General features: G+C 55.0%; 8 protein-coding genes. All 8 read left to right on the top strand.

What is annotated here, in order from left to right; all coding sequences use genetic code 11:
- The first annotated feature begins 19 nt into the window (after nucleotides 1-19).
- Nucleotides 20-3,655: a DUF4132 domain-containing protein gene (locus EA58_RS16815; protein WP_036755469.1), complete on the top strand. Its 3,636-nt coding sequence runs from the start codon at nucleotides 20-22 to the stop codon at nucleotides 3,653-3,655.
- A 77-nt stretch (nucleotides 3,656-3,732) separates the two neighbouring features.
- Nucleotides 3,733-7,371 (top strand): DUF4132 domain-containing protein, encoded by a 3,639-nt coding sequence (locus EA58_RS16810; protein WP_036755468.1) that lies wholly within the window; start codon nucleotides 3,733-3,735, stop codon nucleotides 7,369-7,371.
- Between the two features lie 75 nt (nucleotides 7,372-7,446).
- On the top strand, nucleotides 7,447-11,070 hold the full coding sequence (locus tag EA58_RS16805; protein ID WP_036755466.1) for a DUF4132 domain-containing protein: 3,624 nt from the start codon (nucleotides 7,447-7,449) through the stop codon (nucleotides 11,068-11,070).
- A gap of 126 nt (nucleotides 11,071-11,196) precedes the next feature.
- Nucleotides 11,197-12,294 carry an ATP-binding protein gene (locus EA58_RS16800; protein WP_036755463.1) on the top strand — a complete coding sequence of 366 codons (1,098 nt, stop codon included), beginning with the start codon at nucleotides 11,197-11,199 and terminating at the stop codon, nucleotides 12,292-12,294.
- A complete protein-coding gene (locus EA58_RS16795) occupies nucleotides 12,287-14,755 on the top strand; it encodes a DUF5682 family protein (RefSeq protein ID WP_036755461.1) in 2,469 nt (822 codons plus the stop codon). The genes EA58_RS16800 and EA58_RS16795 overlap by 8 nt, the downstream gene beginning before the upstream one ends.
- Complete coding sequence (locus EA58_RS16790) at nucleotides 14,752-15,870, top strand: VWA domain-containing protein (RefSeq protein WP_036755459.1); 1,119 nt, start codon at nucleotides 14,752-14,754, stop codon at nucleotides 15,868-15,870. Before EA58_RS16795 ends, EA58_RS16790 begins: the two co-directional genes overlap by 4 nt.
- Nucleotides 15,871-15,903: 33 nt before the next feature.
- Nucleotides 15,904-17,538 carry a hypothetical protein gene (locus EA58_RS16785; protein WP_036755457.1) on the top strand — a complete coding sequence of 545 codons (1,635 nt, stop codon included), beginning with the start codon at nucleotides 15,904-15,906 and terminating at the stop codon, nucleotides 17,536-17,538.
- Nucleotides 17,531-17,839, top strand: coding sequence for a hypothetical protein (locus EA58_RS16780; protein WP_036755455.1), 309 nt, complete (start codon nucleotides 17,531-17,533; stop codon nucleotides 17,837-17,839). The genes EA58_RS16785 and EA58_RS16780 overlap by 8 nt, the downstream gene beginning before the upstream one ends.
- Nucleotides 17,840-17,843 lie beyond the last annotated feature (4 nt).

The following is a 17,843-nucleotide window of genomic DNA, read 5'->3' as shown; positions in this document are numbered from 1 at the left end:
GCATGCTAAGGGACAAACAATGAATATCAGTCAGGTGATTGACGCACTGCGGGAGAGCGGCTACTACCAGCGCTTAGTCCCCGAACAAAGTGTGATCAACATTCGCAACTTTGTTTACGGCGACATGGACTACGCCGATTTTCCGCCGAATCCGACCATGCCCGGATTTTTCATGTCCCAATTCTTCAGGGAGTCTCTGGAAGAGCTGGAAGATACCCCTGAACATATCGCCCGGTATTTGCACGCACTGGCCCTCTCGGTGGAAAACAAATCATGGGTGACCGACGTTAATATCGGGCAACTGAAGCAATGGATGCCCACCTTCCACGACTACATCATGTCTCCGTCTCAGCTGATGAAACGCCTTTACGATGATGAATATGATGCCGAAGATGGGATCGAACGGCTCAGAGAGAACTTCTCAAAAGCGGAGATCCGCGCATTTCTGGAAAATGACAGCCTCAAAACAAACGGGCATTACAACGATAAACACCACCTGTACTGCCGCTATGTCTGGTTTCCTGAACTCGAAGAGGCGGTGGCAGACAAAGATCCAGCCCGTTTCGAGACGCTGCTGATCACTTACCTGCAAGCACTGGCGCACGACTATGCCAATGCCACCTACATTCCCAGTTTACGCAGAAGAGAACGCGACGGTGACAACAAGCAATACCGCACTTCACTGCCGCCCGAAGCGATTCAGGCACTGACCGCCCTCTTACAGGGACAGGGAAACTGGGATCAGGATCCGGAACTGATCCGCAGCCACCTGAATCACGAACCTATCTATAAAAATGACCGGACCGCCTATACCCTGCTGGAAGCCGATGAGGATTTTTCCGCCCTGTTCAGTTGGCTGTGTGACAGTGAAGACGAGATTGTCGTGCACTCCACGGCCGCCACCAATCTGAAGCAGCTGGTCTTTTTACTGGATCCGAACGTGTGGGTTGAGCAGCATTTCATGCACGAGTGTTACCACTATTGCAGCTGGTCTGATGAAGATGAGGTGATGGAAGAACTGACCGCCGCGATTGAAGCGGCCCCGGACAAAAAAGATCAGCTCATTGCCTTTACCCTGCGCTATACCTTTGAACATTATGACTGCGCGTACGGACGCACACCAGCAGGCACACCGGAAAACAACCCGCACAATCAGCTGATTCGCGCCTTGTTCGCGCAGTATGGTACCCGGTACATCTGGGAAATGTACGCCCCCAGAAGCATCATTGAGCAGCGGCTGGGGTATTACACGCTTGCCTCCCTGGCAGAAGATGGCAGCCTGTCTGAACTGAAAGATGACTACGATCGCCAGTGGCTGACGGGACTCAGTGCCCGATTCACCAAAAACGACAAAGATGCACAGTTGCTGTTTAACTATCTCATCACCGGAGAGAATGAAAGCCAGATCAGCAAATTAGCAATCAATCCTGAATGTCGTTTCGGAACGGTCTGTTATCTGGAAGATTCGCGGCTGCAACGACTCACCCGTGTGATGCTGAACGGCAAAAACACCAAGCTCTTCCCGCGCTATCTCATCGGTGCTCTCCGGCTGTTCTCTTCAGTGCCGTTACGGTTGATTTCAGATGTGGTGCTTGAAAAACCGGCCTATCACGATATTGCTTTCAAAGCCTATGCCGAATTCGCCGAAGCCTTTGCAGAACGAAATGAAATCGGTGATGACGGATATCGCTGGCAGGGGATCGAGTTTACTCATCACATTGCCGCAGAGGAACTGGATTATCTGATGCAGCATGGCATGGCCTGTGTGTCCCAGCTCTCCAAACAGTCTACCAAGTATAAAGTCATTCTGCTGCCCATGCTGAAAGGGCGGATCACCGTTACAGATGAGGCACTGTTACTGGTTGATTTATTGAAAGAAAAACAGAAAGGGGTGATTGCCGCCACCAAGGCATGCCTGAACGCCCTGCCGGAGACATTACGCCAGACTGTACGAGAGAAAATCCTGGCGGAACTTGCGTCCTTCAATGCGCAGCAGGAAGTCAATGCAATTGAAGTGCTGTGTGAACCGGATATCGATTCAGACATGGCCCGAGCACTGTTGGAACGGGTTCAGTCAACGGCATCCCGAACGTTACTGGTTGAAAAAGGGAATCTCGATTTCACGCAATTATATGTTCGCGCGGATGGTCAGTTTGATCTGGATGCCTATCTGGCAGAAAGCTACACTGCGCCGAAAAAAGCACCGCTCGATCTCAGCCTCCTGCCGCTGCCGGAACGTATCGACGGTCAACCGGCAAACGACGCCGTGATGCAGCTGTGCCTGATTTATCAGAATCACGAAGGTTATCGCAACAGTCAGGAAGCCCATGCCATTGCAGGCGCCTTCACACCGGCATCACTGTCGCAGTTCGCACACAGCCTGCTGAGTGGCTATGGCCCGAAAGTCACGGCCAAGAATAAATGGATCATGACGATTCCTGCAATTCATGGCGATGCCAGCGTGATGAAAGCCCTCGCAACCCTGACGGAAAAATTCGCCAACGGTTCAAAACATCAGCTGGCTGGCCACCTGATGAAACTGATGGGACTCAGCGGCCAAACGCAGGCGTACATGGAAATCGACCGGATCTGCCGCAATACCAAAAAGCAAAGTGTCAAAGACGCCGCCAACGAAGCCTTTGTCATCGGCGCGAAGCAAGCCGGGATCACCAAAGACGAACTCGGCGATCAGCTGGTGGACGATCTGGGCTTTGTCGGTGACCAGATTCCGCTCGAATACTGTGGTCAGACGCTGGCACTGATCCTCAATGAAGAACTGAAATTTGTCATCCGCAAACCAGACGGCAAACTCACCAAAACGCTGCCAAAACCCAAGCAAGATGATGATGCCGAACAGGCGGAGCAAGCCAAGCAGCATTTCAACGCACTGAAAAAGCTGCTGAAAGACATGGTTGGTCTGCAAGTCAAACGCATGGAAGATGCTTTTGTGGCCTGGCGGATGTGGTCCTTTGAGCGCTGGCGTGAACTGTTTCTGGTCAATCCGGTGATGAACAAAATCGCCAGCCAGCTGGTCTGGGGGGTGTATGAGAACAACCAGCTCGTCAGTACCTTCCTGCCAAACCCGGAACCGGTCGACATGGAAGATGAACCGTTCGCGTTCCCGGCCAACGGCCACATCGGGCTGGTCCATCCGACCGAACTGTCTTCCGAACAACTGGCAGCCTGGCAGGGCTACTTTGACGACTGGAATCTGGAACCGCTGTTTGGCCAGCTGTCGCGGGATGTCGTCGAACTGCAACCGGCCAAGGGCAATCAGTACCATGTGCCGTGTTTCAGCCGCAAGTCACCATCCACCGTCGTCAACCGACTGCGTAAAAACGGCTGGGCAGTCGGTTCGGTGCGCGATGCCGGCTCTTTTGACGAAATGTACAAAGAGCTGGACGGACTCGACGTCGGGATTGAAATCACCTTCGATGAAAGTATCTGGCATGGCGGATACGGCTACGAAAGTCATGAATTAACAGTCACCGCGAAAACCGTCGAGTTCTACCGTCCCGGCCGTCTGCACCGGGGCAGCTATGTCTACGATGACCTGCAGGAAGAAGAATACGCACATCTTCGCCTGACAGCCGACGACCTGCCGGAGCGGGTTGCCCGCGAGCTGTTGCTGGAAGCCAAAAAAGCCTTCCTGTAACACGGTGTCTCATCCAGCCAGCCCTCACCTGACGGGCTGGCTTGTTTCTCTGCTTTACTCACGCTCAGGACAAAAGAATGAATATCAGCACGGTACTCGACCAGCTCCAGGACAATCCGCTGTGCGATTGCCCGGACGACGTCGAAGCCATCCGAAAAATCCGCGACTTTGTTTACAGCAATGCCGGGTTGAATCAATTTCAGACAACCCCCAGCTTACCTCCTTTTTATTTAGAAACCTTTCTCAATCAAATGCTGGCAACGCTGAACGATTCACCGGACCACATTGCCCGTTTCCTACATGCATTCGTCCTGTCGACCGAAAATCAGCAATGGCTCAAAAGTGTCAGAATTAATAAACTCCGCGCCGTCATGCCGACATTTCAGAACTGCATCAAAGCCGACTTTTCGCTCATGACGGAAATATTCACCGACTACTTCGGCACGGATGCCGGGATCAACCAGCTTCGATCCATCTTCAGAGAGGACGACCTGCGCACGTTTTTCGCTGATGAGCGCCATAAAACCAACGGACACTATCACTGGCCTCACCACCTCTACTGCCGGGGAATTTTATTTCCTGAAATGAAACAGGCGTTGGTGCGACGTGACGCCGCGCATTTTGAGGAAGCGCTGATCACTTACCTGCAGGATTTAACCAGTGATTATGCGAATTGTGACTCGTTCCCCGATGCCGATGAGCTGGACAAGAACAATATCAGCCAGTACCGGGCTGCACTGCCGGTCGAAGCAATCACAGCGCTCACCGAACTGCTGCGTGGACAGGGCGACTGGGAGCAGACCCCAGCGCTGATCCGGGCGCATCTGCACCGGAAGCCCCTTTTCCATCATCAGCAGGCCGCTTTTACCCTGCTGGAAGCCGACGAAGATTTCACCGATTTATTCCACTTTCTCAGTGACAGCAAAGACCCCATCGTCCAACAATCTGTTGCGGCCAACCATCTGAAGCAACTCGTCTTCCGGCTGGAACCTTCGATTGGGTTTAAAAAACAGCTCAGGTTAAGCGGCTTCCCCGATTGCCGGTGGTCGAGCAAACGTGAGGTTCTTGAAGCACTCAATCAGGCCGTGGCCGAAAATCCGGACATTCAGGTACCACTCGTTGCGTTCATTGCGCGTTACAGCATCGAACACTATGCCTGTTCTTTCTATCGCATCCCGGCCGATGCCCGAAAACCCAACCCGCATGATCAGATTCTGCTGGCACTGATTGAAACCTATGGTGCCCAAACTATCTGGGATGGTTTCGAACCCCGCAATACCATTGCAGAACTGCGGGGTTACTACACCCTGAACCGGCTTGCCGCAGACGATCAGCTGGCCGCTCAGAAAGCCGAACGCGATCGACAGTGGATCCTGTCATTCAGCCCAATACTGACAGCCAATACACAGGATGCCGAGCAGTTCGCTGAATACCTTCTGACCGGGGAACATGAAGCAGCAATCGGCACGCTTGCACTTCGACTTGCGGAAGACAGCGAGTTCCCGCAAGTCTGCTATCTGGAAGATCTGCAATTACAACGCCTCACCCGGGTGATGCTGAACGGAAAAAACAACGCCCTTTTTGCCGACTTCTTTCACGCGGCGGAGCGGAAATTTACAGCGACCCCACATCGCCTGATCTCAGCGATTGTGCTTGAGCGGCCTGAATACCAGGCCATTGCTTTCCCGGTTTACGCCGACTTTGCCGAATCATTTGCCCAAATCAACGATCGCCGTTCAGATGAGTATGAATGGCACAACGTCAAATTCCGCCGTCATATTGCTGCCAATGAACTGCAATATCTGCATCAGCATGGCGTGGCTGTCATGCATCTGCTGACGAAACTGTCCGCGCGGTTGAAAACCATTGTGCTGCCGTTTTTCAAAGGCCAGATCACAGATATGGAAGAAGCGCAGTTGCTGGTTGCCCTGCTCAAAGACAAACACAAAGGCGCCATTGCCGCGGTGAAAGACTGCATTGGGTCGTTACCGCATCCGATTCGGGCTGCGGTCATCCATCAGATGATTGAAGACCTGACGACCTTCAGCCCCCAGCAGGAGGTGCATGCCATCGAACTCATCTGTACGGCTGGCGTCAATACGCAAACCGCCCGTCAGTTGTTCGACAAAGTCGGTGCAGCCGCTTCCCGCGCCCTGCTGATCGAACACGGTCCAATTGATTTCAGTACTGTTTACACCAATGCGGCCGGGCAGTTTGACCTCGATGCCTATCTGGCCAGCAACTATCACCCGCCGAAAAAATCACCGGTGGATTTCGAGCCGCTGCACCTGCCGGTCCGGACTGATGGCAAAGCTGCACATGATGCCGTCATGCAGCTTTGTCTGATTTATCAACACCACGAAGGTTATCGTCTCCCTCAGGAAGCCCGTGCCATTGCCAGCACTTTCACACCCGATTCGCTGGCGCAATTCGCGCACAGTCTCCTCAGCGCTTACGGCGGAAAAATCACAACCAAAAACAAATGGTTGCTGGCAATTCCGGCCATTCATGGCGATACCCGTGTGATGGAAGCCCTGGCAACGCTGCTTGAAAAATATGCCGGTGGCTCGAAGCACCAGCTGGCGGGTCACACGATGAAACTCATGGGGCTGAGTGATCAGATGGTTGCCTTCATGGCCATTGATCGCATCAGCCGCAACAGTAAAAAACAAAGCGTGAAAGATGCCGCCCGGGAAGCCTTTGCCATCGGTGCCAGACAAGCAGGGATCACGCCAGAGGAACTCGGTGATCAACTGGTGGACGATCTGGGTTTCAAGGGCGACCACATTCCGTTCGACTACTGCGGCCAGACCCTGTCACTGCTCCTCAATGACGAACTCAAATTCGTGATCCGCAAGCCGGACGGCAAACTCAGCAAAACCCTGCCGAAGCCGAAACAGGGCGATGACGCCGAGCAGGCAAAACAGGCGAAACAACACTTCAACACCTTGAAAAAGCTGCTGAAAGCCATGGTCGAACTGCAGGTGAAACGCATGGAAGATGCGTTCGTTGCCTGGCGAACCTGGTCTTTCGAGCGCTGGCAGGCACTGCTTCTGGGCAACCCAGTGATGCACAAAATTGCCGGACAGCTGGTCTGGGGCGTTTATGAAGATGATCAGCTCATCTGCACTTTCCTGCCCAATCCGGCCCCCGTGGATACCGCAGATGAACCGGTAGCGATCCGGCCGGACGCCAGAGTCGGCCTGGTGCATCCGACGGAGCTGTCTTCGGAACAACTGGCCGCCTGGCAAAGCTATGTGGATGACTGGAATCTGACGCCCCTGTTTAGCCAGCTGACACGAGAGGCGGTTCAGCTCAAGCCAGCCAACAGCACTCAGTACACAGTGTCGGATTTCGGCCGAAAATCGCCTGCGACCGTGATCAACCGGCTGCGTAAAAACGGCTGGTCGGTTGGTTCCGTCAGAGATGGCGGTTCTTTTGACGAAATCTACAAAGAACTGGATGGCCTCAGTGTGGGGATTGAAATCACCTTCGACGAATACATCTGGCACAGCAGTGACGGTTACGAAAGCGATGAACCCAGTGTCACCGCCAAAACCATTGAATTTTACCGCACGGGTCAGCTACCGCGAGGCAGTTACGTTTACGACGACTTACAGGACAAGGCATACGCCAGCCTGCGTCTGGCGGTCGACGATCTCCCGACACGGGTTGCCCGCGAGTTACTGCTGGAAGCCAGAAGCGCCTTCCGGTAATCACCGCAGGAAAGCCAGCCGCTGTGCATCAGGGCTGGCTGGATACATCGTTTTATTTGATTCGGAACACAAGACATGAACATCAGTGACGTGATTGACCAGCTAGAACAGGGAAAGGGTTACCGCGACGACGTCTCCAAACTGACGGCCGCCAAAATCCGCAAATTTGTCTACAGTGATACCCCTTATGCGGACTGCCCGGCCAACTCAAGTATTCCAACGCACTACATCTTCGACTTTTTTGATGAGTATCTGGATGAGCTGGACGATACCCCTGAGCATATTGCCCGCTACCTGCATGCGCTGATCACCTCAGTGAATGAGATGAACTGGCTGCACCGGGTGGATCTGGCATTACTGCGCCAGTTGATGCCGACCTTTCAGGGCCTGCTCAAATTCGATTTCCGACGCATGAACCGGATGCTGAACGACTGGGGAATGACGCAGCTTCTCGACACTTTCACCCATGAAGACCTGAAAATCTTCCTGAGCGATGAGCGGCTGAAAAGTGAGGGGCATTATAACCATTCGTCCCATCTGTATTGCCGCCACATCCTGTTTCCGGAGCTGAAACAGGCCGTCAGCGACAAGGATGCCGTCCGCTTTGAGTCGCTGCTGCTCACCTATCTTGAAGCGCTGGCCCGTGATCATGTCCGTGACGCAAATATTCCGGATTATCACGGAACCATCAGACAGTTCGGCCTGAAGTACCGGACAGCGCTGCCATCCGATGCCATTCAGTCGCTGATCGCCCTCCTGAAAGGTCAGGGCGACCGGGACAGAGACGTGGCAATCCTCCGGGCCGCACTCCCCCATCAACCGATCCTGGCCCATGGCCGTACCGCAAATGTCCTGCTGGAAGCTGATCCCGACTTCAGCGATCTCTTTGACTATCTGTGTCACAGCAACGATGACCTGATTCAGCAATCCACTGCGGCCAACGCGCTGAAATCGCTGATTTTCCAGCTCGACCCGTATCTCTGGATCCAGCGGCATTTTCTGACGGATTGCTATCACCGGGACGGCTGGCTGTATCCGGATTCTGTCATCGAGGGCCTTCGCGCTGGTATCGCTCAGGCTCCTGAGCTTCAGGAACCGCTGATTGCTTACGTGCTGCGGTATAACTTCGAGCACTATCCCGAAACCTTTGCGCACAAACCCGCCGACCTCTGGCGGGAAAACCCGCACGTCCGGATGATTCAGGCGCTAATCCGGGAGTTTGGCGCCCCCTGTCTCTGGACATGCTTCGAGCCCCGCAGCGCCTTTGATGCTGAACTGGGCTATGCCGTGATCGCGTCGCTGACTGAGGACGGCAGTCTGGACGAACAGAAAACCGAGCGGGATCGACAGCTGCTGCGCGATGCCTGCAACGATGGGCTGACGAAAAATGACAACGATAGCGAATCGCTGATTGCCTATGTCCTCACGGGAGAAAACGAGGCGAACATCAGCCGCCTGTCTCTTCAGAAAAACGCGGAATTTCCCAGACTCAGCACGCTGTCCGACCCGCATTTGCAGCGCTTCACCCGCCTGATGCTGAACGGAAAAAACAATGCCTTGTTCTCTCCTTATCTTCGCGCGGCGCAGCGCCTGTACACCGGCACGCCGTTGCGTCTGATCTCAGATGTCGTACTCGAACAACCCGCATATTCTGCCATTGCCATCAAAGGTTATGCGGAATACACCGAAGCTTTCATTGCGGCCAATGAAGATCGGCGGTACGGCTATTACGACTGGGAGGAGGTGAAGTATTTGCGTCACCATGCGCAGATCGAATTGTGTTATCTGCAACAACACGGCATGCCCGTCATCCAGCACATGGCGCGCCTGCCCGCGAAATACAAAGCCATATTACTGCCCTTCTTCAGGCACCGGATCCAGTCAGACGCAGAGGCCGTGCGTCTGTTAGGGCTGCTCAACGAAAAACACAAAGGGGCCATTGCGGCGACGAAAGCCTGTATTCTGAGCTTATCGGAAGAGTACCGGCAGGTCGTGAAAGACACCGTCATCAGCGACATCGCCACCTACAGTGCCCAGCAGGAAATCAATGCCATTGACGTCCTGTGCGAACTCGGGATTGATTCAGAGACCGCGAGCCAGTGTCTGATGCTTGCCAAAGTGCCTTCTTCCCGAACCCTCCTTATCACCCAAGGGCAGCTTGATATCAGAACGCTGTACACCACGGCTGACGGCACATTCGATCTGGATGCCTATCTGGCCGACAGCTATCACAGACCGAAAAAATCACCGGTGGACTTCAGCCAGCTGATGCTGCCGGCGCGGCTGGATGGCAGACCATCAGACGATGCCGCCATGCAGCTGTGCCTGATCTATCAGGGCCTCGACGGGTATCAGAACAGTCAGGAAGCAGCGGCCATCACCTCGGTGTTGTCGCCGGAATCCCTGTCGCAGTTCGCACACAGTATCCTGAGCAGATTCGGGTCGGACATCCCCCCCCAAAACAAATGGCTGCTGTCCATTCCGGCAATTCACGGCGACACCAGTGTGATGAAAGCGCTGGCAACGCTCATTGAAAAAATCGCAGGCAGCGCGAAGCACCAATTGGCCGGGCACCTGATTAAAATGATGGGCCTCAGCGGCCAGACACAGGCATACATAGAAATTGACCGCATCTGCCGCAATGCGAAAAAGCAGAGTATCAAAGATGCCGGTCAGGAAGCCTTTGCCATCGGTGCTCAGCAGGCGGGGATCACCAAAGAGGAACTCGGCGATCAACTGGTGGACGATCTGGGCTTTGACGGCGACCACATTCCGCTCGATTACTGCGGCCAGACCCTGTCGCTGATCCTCAATGGCGATCTGAAATTCGTCATCCGCAAGCCGGACGGCAAACTCAGCAAAACCCTGCCGAAGCCGAAACCGAACGATGACGCCGAGCAGGCAGAACAAACCAAACAGCACTTCAATGCACTGAAAAAGCTGCTAAAAGAGATGATCAGCCTGCAAACCAAACGCATGGAAGATGCCTTTGTTGCCTGGCGGATGTGGTCTTTCGAGCGCTGGCAGGTTCTGTTTCTGGGTAATCCGGTGATGCACAAAATTGCCAGTCAGCTGATCTGGGGCGTCTATGAAAATGGTCAGCTCATCCGCACTTTCCTGCCCAATCCGACCCCGGTTGATATGGCAGATGAGCCGGTTGCGATCTCCGCCGAGGCCCATGTCGGGCTGGTTCATCCCATCGAGCTGACCGCAGAACAACTGGCTGACTGGCAAAACTATGTTGACGACTGGAATCTGGAGCCTCTGTTTGGTCAGCTGTCGCGAGACGTCGTCCAGCTCAAACCAGCCACCAGCAATCAGTACAGCGCACCATGTTTCAGCCGAAAAACACCGGCCACGGTGATCAACCGCCTGCGTAAATGCGGCTGGTCGGTCGGTTCCGTACGGGATGGCGGCTCATTCGATGAAATCTATAAGGAACTGGACGGGCTCAATGTCGGGATTGAAATCACCTTCGATGGAGACATCTGGCACAGCGGTTATGGCTATGAAAGCGATGAAGACACCGTTACCGCCCAAACGGTTGAGTTTTACCGGACCGGTCATCTGAACCGGGGCAGCTATGTCTACGATGACTTACAGGATCATAAATATGCTGATATCCGGCTGACGGTCGACGATATACCGGAGCGGGTTGTCCGCGAGTTACTGCTGGAAGCCAAGAAAGCTTTTCTGTAACCCGAACCGGGCTGCCAGCCACGCCACAGGACTGGCAGTTCTTTATTTTGACAAATAGCAATTTTGACAAATCACGGCTGTGATAAAGCACGCATTCACCACAGCCTTTTCCGACGAGAGAAACCGATGCAAAACGTACAACGACTCCCCGCAGAAACCCTCCATGCCACAGAGCTGGCTGCGCTGCGCAAAGCCGATCAGGGCCAGAAGCCGACAGGCTGGCAACTCAGCCCGCGCATGGTCCGTACCTTCATTCTCGGCAGCAACAATGAGCCGGTTCAGGGCACCACCATCAGCCGAAAAATTTACGGCAACGACGCCGTCGTCGAGCGTGCCATTGTGACCCTGATGAGCCAGCAGGGGCTGATGCTGGTCGGCGAGCCGGGCACCGCGAAGTCCTTGCTGTCAGAATTGCTTGCTGCCGCAATTTCCGGCCAGAGTACCCTGACCGTCCAGGGCAGTGCCGGACTGTTTGAAGAGAATATCCGCTACAGCTGGAACTACGCCGCACTGCTGAAAGATGGCCCGAGTCTGGATGCCATGGTGCCCGGCCCGCTTTTTCACGCGATGCAACAGGGCCGATTGATGCGGTTTGAGGAAATTACCCGCTGCCCGACCGAGGTTCAGGACAACCTGATCCCGGTGATGTCTGACCGCATCCTGCAAATCCCGGAACTCAAAGACAGCGATGAAGCCTACATGCTGTCCCAGCCCGGCTTTAACATCATCGCCACCGCCAATCTCCATGATCGGGGTGTAAACCAGATGTCTTCGGCACTGAAACGCCGCTTCAACTTTGAAACGCTGCAACCTATCAGTACCAAAAAACAAAAGACGGAACTGGTGATGACGCAGGTGAACCGCCGTCTTCAGCAAGATGCGCTGGACATTCAGATTGATCAGGACACTACAGAACTGCTGATCACCGTCTTTGACGAGCTGCGCAGTGGCAAAGTCTCCGGACTGGCGGTGACGTCACCAACGACCCTGCTGTCACTGGCCGAAGCGATCAACGTCGCCTACAACGCGGCCATCAGCAGTCACTATTTCGGGGATCAACAGGTCTCCGCAGCCCATCTGCCCGCCTTTATGCTCGGGACCATCATCAAAGACAATGAGAAAGACCGTGAATGTTTTGACGACTACATTCGGGTGATCAAACGGAAACGGGCAGACGAACCTCAGTGGCAGGCGTTTCTGGACGGGTGTCAGAACCATGGCTGAATCGTCCGGATTACAGACGTGTCTGACAGCGCTCCGGGCTGACCCGCAGCTGATCTGGGCGCCGGTGCGCCACCACAGCCCGATGTGCAGCTGGCAGCTTGGTCGTCTGTTCAGACAGCACCAACCCGACGTGGTGCTGATTGAAGGGCCGCACGATGCCAGTTTTCTGATCCCGTTTCTGCAAGATGATCAGACGCAACTGCCGCTGGCGATTTACAGTTATCTCCGGGAGAGCACATCGCCAGAGACCACGCCGCCAAAGACCGCGTCTGAGCGAGTCGCTTCGGCTGAGCCCGCCCCTGATGCTGACGAACCCGCTGCGACACGTCAGTTGAAGGCGAGCCGGGTCTTTATTCCGTTCGCAGAGATGTCGCCGGAATGGCAGGCTATCCAACTGGCCAAACAGGCGCAGGTGCCCTGTCAGTTTATAGATTTACCCTATGCCGCCCGGATGCCCGGCGCAGCAGCAGACACTGAACGGGATCAGTTACTGTACGACAACAGAAAATTAGAAGAAGGCGAATATCTCTCGGCCCTGCTGGCTGAAAGCGATTGTGACGACTTCGATCAGTGGTGGGATCGCCATTTCGAATCTGCGGGTGAGGCTTCCCCGAATGAATTCTTCTCGCAGATGCATCACTTTTGCCTGCTGATGCGAAACCTTTCTGTCGACAGCGACCCGGAAACTTTGCAGCGTGAACAGTTCATGGCGCAGCAGATCCGGCCTTATCTGACTGAAGGCAAGCGGGTGCTGGTGGTCTGTGGCGGCTATCACTGCCTGGGAATTGCGCACTTTCTGGCGTCCGACGATTTGTCACCGAAACCGATACCGGAACCGATATCGGTGCCAGCCCCCCAGCCATTGCCCGAACACTGGGAATCCGGCTCCCACCTGATCCCTTATGCATTGAGCCGATTCAGTAAAAAACACGGCTATCCGGCAGGGCTGACAGACTGCGGCTATTATCAACAGCTCTGGCAGCGCCTGTCCCGGCAACCGGGGCCACTGCCTGAAGATTTCACACGCCGCTACCACACGGATCTGACGACCGGGTTCATGACCTTCCTGCAGCAGAAAAACTATCCCGTCGCTCTGCCGCAACTGACCGACGCACTGGTGATGAGCCAGCAACTGGCAAACTTACGCGGCATTCCGGCCGGGCGCTCCGAACTCAGAGAATCGTTGACCGCAACTTTGCTGAAGTCCCACCAGCCTTCAGACACCTTTTTCCGCCAGTGGCTGGATGATTACTTTGATGTGACAGCTATTGGCCACGTGCCTCCCGGACTGCCGGTCGCGCCGTTGATCCAGGATTTCCGCCTGCTCACAACCCAGCTCGGTCTGCCAACCAATTTTCAGGCTGGCGCGGTGAAAAAAGATCTGTCGATTTACCGCAAACCCAAACATCGGGCAGTGTCTCAGTTTCTGCATCGGCTGCGTTTTCTCACTATCCCGTATGCCCGTCTGATGGCTGGTCCGGATGTCAGCGATCCGGCATCACTCCATCTGGTCCGGGAGCGATGGCAGTGCCAGTGGCAGACCGAAACGGACGCTGCGCTGATCGAATCCAGCCATCTGGGGGCCAGTATTGTGGATGCAGCCCGCAACAAGCTGCAAGTCGCATTTGAGCAAGATGACCCAGGCTCCATTGACATGGTATCCCTGCTGCTTCAGGCCATGCAGATGGGTATCCAGCAATGGCTGCGCCCGATATTTCACCGGGTTCAGCAACTGCTGGAACAGGAAACCAACCTCTCAGCCCTGCATCAGTCTCTGCAGATCTTACTGACCTGCTGCCACGGCGGCGGGATTTTCAGCACTGTTTCCACCGACGATCTGGCGGGATTAATCCGGCACACCTTTATTCGGCTCTGCGCCCGGCTGCCACGTATCGACAACAGCTACGCAACAGAAGCCAGCGCCGGCTGGATTGCCGATCTGTCTTTCATGACGCGCCAGTATCCGACGCTCTGTCCGGCAACCTACTTCATGGATGCGATCGAAGCCTGCTATCGTCTGTCCGATTCAGCAGGGCTGATCGGTGCCTGTGCCGGGGTTTTGATTCGCCACGACCAGTTAACCGATTCACTGGAAGATTGTCTGGCACAAGCGTTTTCCCGGCAGCACAGCGAACCCGAAGCCGTCGGCGATTTCCTCTCCGGCCTGCTGACGACCAACAAAAGTCAGCTCCTGCAGCCTGATCCGATGCTGTCGGCACTGAATCATCAGCTGTCGCAACTTGATGAAACCAGCTTTCTCACCTGTCTTCCGGCCCTGCGGCGGGCATTTACCCAGCTAACCCCCCGGGAAGTCGCTGAATTCAGCCAGATTTGCATCTGGGAAACCCACCTCAATTTGCCTGCGCAAATCCCGGCCGTTTCGCAAGACACACTGCTGGCTGCACAACAGCTACGGGAGCAATGGCGCACCAGCCAGATCCATTGGGGGATGAACAAATGAATACACACGATGAACTGTCCCGACGCTGGCGGCTAATCCTGGGCAGTGCCCATCCGCACGCGCTATCCGGCGAAGATACAGCGCGGGATGAATGCCTCGACACCCTGTACGCCCATGAGTATCAGGGCCGGGGTGGCGGCCAGCAAGGAAACGGCCTGCAGGGAGGCACCGTTTCCGGGATGCCAAGACCCGTGACCTGGCTCAATCAGGTCCGGAAAGCTTTCCCGGTTCCGGCTGCCGAAATCCTGCAAAAAGAAGGGATTGAACGGTACGGCCTTCAGGAGTTATTGCTGGATAAAGAGATTCTGGCTGCCATGAAACCGAATATCGGACTATTGCAGACAATTCTGGCGTTTCGTGCACAAATCCCAGCCTCTCTGGAAAAAGAAATCGAAGCCATTGTGGCTCAGGTTTGTGCTGAACTGGAAGAAGTTCTGGCGCAGCCGGTACAGTCGCCCTTTGCCCGCCAGCGCACACCTTTTCGAAGCAGCCGGAAAATGCCGGTCGCCCTGACGGACTGGCGCAGCAGCCTGATGCGAAACCTCAAGCACTATCAGCCAGACGAACAAGCTCTCCTGCCGGAACGCATGTTTTTCTACCAAAGCCAGGTCAGCCAGGTGTGCTGGGACATTCACCTTGTGGTGGATCAGAGCGGTTCCATGCTCAACAATCTGATCCACGCCACTGTGGTCGCCGCTATTTTCTGCCGATTATCGGTTCTGAAAGTCCGGCTGGTGCTGTTCGATACCCGGGTGGTCGACATGTCGGAATTTATTGATGATCCGGTCCGAAATCTGCTGTCTGTTCAACTGGGCGGCGGCACCGATATTGGCAAAGCGATGCAATATACCCGGGAACAGATCACCCAGCCGCACCGTTCCATTGTCGTGCTGATCAGCGATTTCTATGAAGGGGGCTCCCCAACCAATCTGTATCATCAGGTCGCGAAAATGCAGGAGGCCGGTGTGACCTTGCTTGGCCTCACCGCCATGGATTCAAACGGGGCGGCCAGTTACGACCACCACATCATTGATCGCTTGCTGAAAATGGACATGCCAATCGCATCTATGACGCCGGAAAACCTGAGTCAATGGGTCGCCGATGTCATTCGATAGCCTGAAGCACAACTGAGATAAGAGAAAGACACCATGAGCTTATCTGACTGGACACGCCAGTTAACCGACGAATACCTGATCAACTGGACCAGCAAAGGGCTGTTCCGACGAGCCGGGAAAATCGCGGACAAACATCCGGGCATTTCACCGGCTGATCCGTCACTGCCGCTGACCCTCAGCATCGACAACTTTGACGTGACTTTAGCAGACACCGATCTGGCACAGTTCAGTTGCCAGTGCGGCACCCTGGGCAGTTGTGTCCACCAGCTTGCCTTTCTGCTGAAGCTGCGTGAACTGAACGAAAACGAAACAGCGCCGCCCGCAGAGCCATTTCAGCCCGAACGCTGGTGTATTACATCACGAGAAGCGCTCGATCAGACTTATGGCCGCGGCAATGCCACGCAGGCGATCAAGCTTTACCAGAAAGGCGCGCTGGTCACTTTTGAGCCGCAGACCGACCATTGCGTCGTGAATGTGACCCTGCAAAGTCAGAAATCCTATCTGCTGCATCTGCCCGCCACCGGCGAATGGTCTGCTGTACTCTGCAGCTGTAAAGAGACCGCCTGTGTGCACCGCGCGCTGGCAATCCTGATGCTTTCCATAACACACAACACTTTTTCGGCAGAATCAGAAGCTGCATTCGATACCCTGAACCCAGAACAAGCCGAACTTGTCAGCAGCGTCCTCAACTGGCTCCAGACCCTGACACAGACCGGCACCGCCGAACTGCTGCAAACACAGGTCGATCAGGGGGCCGGGTATTGCACTGAACTCAATCAGGCCGATCTGCCCAGACCCGCGGCCCTGCTCAGCGGTGTCATTGAAAGTTTGCGTCAGATTCTGAAAAAATATCATCAGGCTTCCCACACCCGCTTGCTTGATCAAGTCGCAGAAACCCTGCTGCATCTGCATGCACTCAGTCAGCCTGTGCTGCCGCAGCCGCTGAGTGTGCTGGCCGGCCAGCATCGCCGGTTATATCGTCCACAACCGAAGATGACACTCATCGGTCTGCATGTGGTGTTCTGGGATGACCAACAAGGCGGACGGGGGTTCCGGTACTATTGCTATGACCCGCAGTTAGCAGATTTTTATACCGTTTCTTCAAGTCGCAGGCACGGCATCGATCCCTCATGGTCACCGCATCAGGGGTTTCACGACAGCCCGCTGGGGACGTATCCGCTCAGTGCCGTCACTTTCCGGACATTTGAATTTGCCGGTGCAACCAGCGAGGACGGCAGTATCAATGCCTCCCAAACCCGCAGCCTCAAACTGGGACAACCCGTTTCAATTCAGATGCTGAGCGAACTCCCTGCGATATCAATCCAGGCGCAGTGGCAAAGGCTGGCCGCACGGCTTGCAGCCCCTACAGCTCCGGCACACCGGGATTATCTGGGTTGGGTCGTCTCCGAATGCCGACAACCCTTTGTATTTTACCCGTCCATAGACCGATGGCGAGGCGAATGCCAGAGCCCGTGCGGGTCTAGAATCACTGTCGAGATACCAGCCCCTGAATGGACGCCTGACATCCAGAAACGCTGGGATTCAGCGGACGAGATGGTCCTGTTCGGGCGATGGCAAATCGGGTCGGACGCCCCCCGGCTCCAGCTCATCTCTCTCCTCAATGACACCTTGATTCAGGAAACCCGGAAGGAGTATCTACATGACTGAACTGACACTCACTTCTTTTCTTCAGGACTGGCAAACCTGGGCTGAGCGATATCTGGCCCAAGGGTTGAGTACCCCAGCCAGACACAGCCTTCAGTTCGTCCGGCATTGGCAGACGCAGGCGGAACTGCTCGGTTTTTCCGACCTTGCCTCACTGGCGGCCCAGCTGACCGATCACACGATCAGTTCAAAGCAACAGGCGCAGGTTTTCCAGCAACTGATCATGAAGATGCATCTGCTGAAACGACAGGCCGCAGGGCTACAACTGGCATCGATGGTAAAAGATATGTCGACTGAGCCATGACGCC

This window comes from Photobacterium galatheae (genome assembly GCF_000695255.1).
Lineage (GTDB): Bacteria > Pseudomonadota > Gammaproteobacteria > Enterobacterales > Vibrionaceae > Photobacterium > Photobacterium galatheae.
This window is presented reverse-complemented; position numbering and strand designations above follow the sequence as displayed.

Excerpts from the sequence above, each read along its gene's own strand:
- EA58_RS16815 (WP_036755469.1), top strand. The coding sequence starts at position 20 with ATGAATATCAGTCAGGTGATTGACGCACTGCGGGAGAGCGGCTACTAC.
- EA58_RS16810 (WP_036755468.1), top strand. The coding sequence starts at position 3,733 with ATGAATATCAGCACGGTACTCGACCAGCTCCAGGACAATCCGCTGTGC.
- EA58_RS16805 (WP_036755466.1), top strand. The coding sequence starts at position 7,447 with ATGAACATCAGTGACGTGATTGACCAGCTAGAACAGGGAAAGGGTTAC.
- EA58_RS16800 (WP_036755463.1), top strand. The coding sequence starts at position 11,197 with ATGCAAAACGTACAACGACTCCCCGCAGAAACCCTCCATGCCACAGAG.
- EA58_RS16795 (WP_036755461.1), top strand. The coding sequence starts at position 12,287 with ATGGCTGAATCGTCCGGATTACAGACGTGTCTGACAGCGCTCCGGGCT.
- EA58_RS16790 (WP_036755459.1), top strand. The coding sequence starts at position 14,752 with ATGAATACACACGATGAACTGTCCCGACGCTGGCGGCTAATCCTGGGC.
- EA58_RS16785 (WP_036755457.1), top strand. The coding sequence starts at position 15,904 with ATGAGCTTATCTGACTGGACACGCCAGTTAACCGACGAATACCTGATC.
- EA58_RS16780 (WP_036755455.1), top strand. The coding sequence starts at position 17,531 with ATGACTGAACTGACACTCACTTCTTTTCTTCAGGACTGGCAAACCTGG.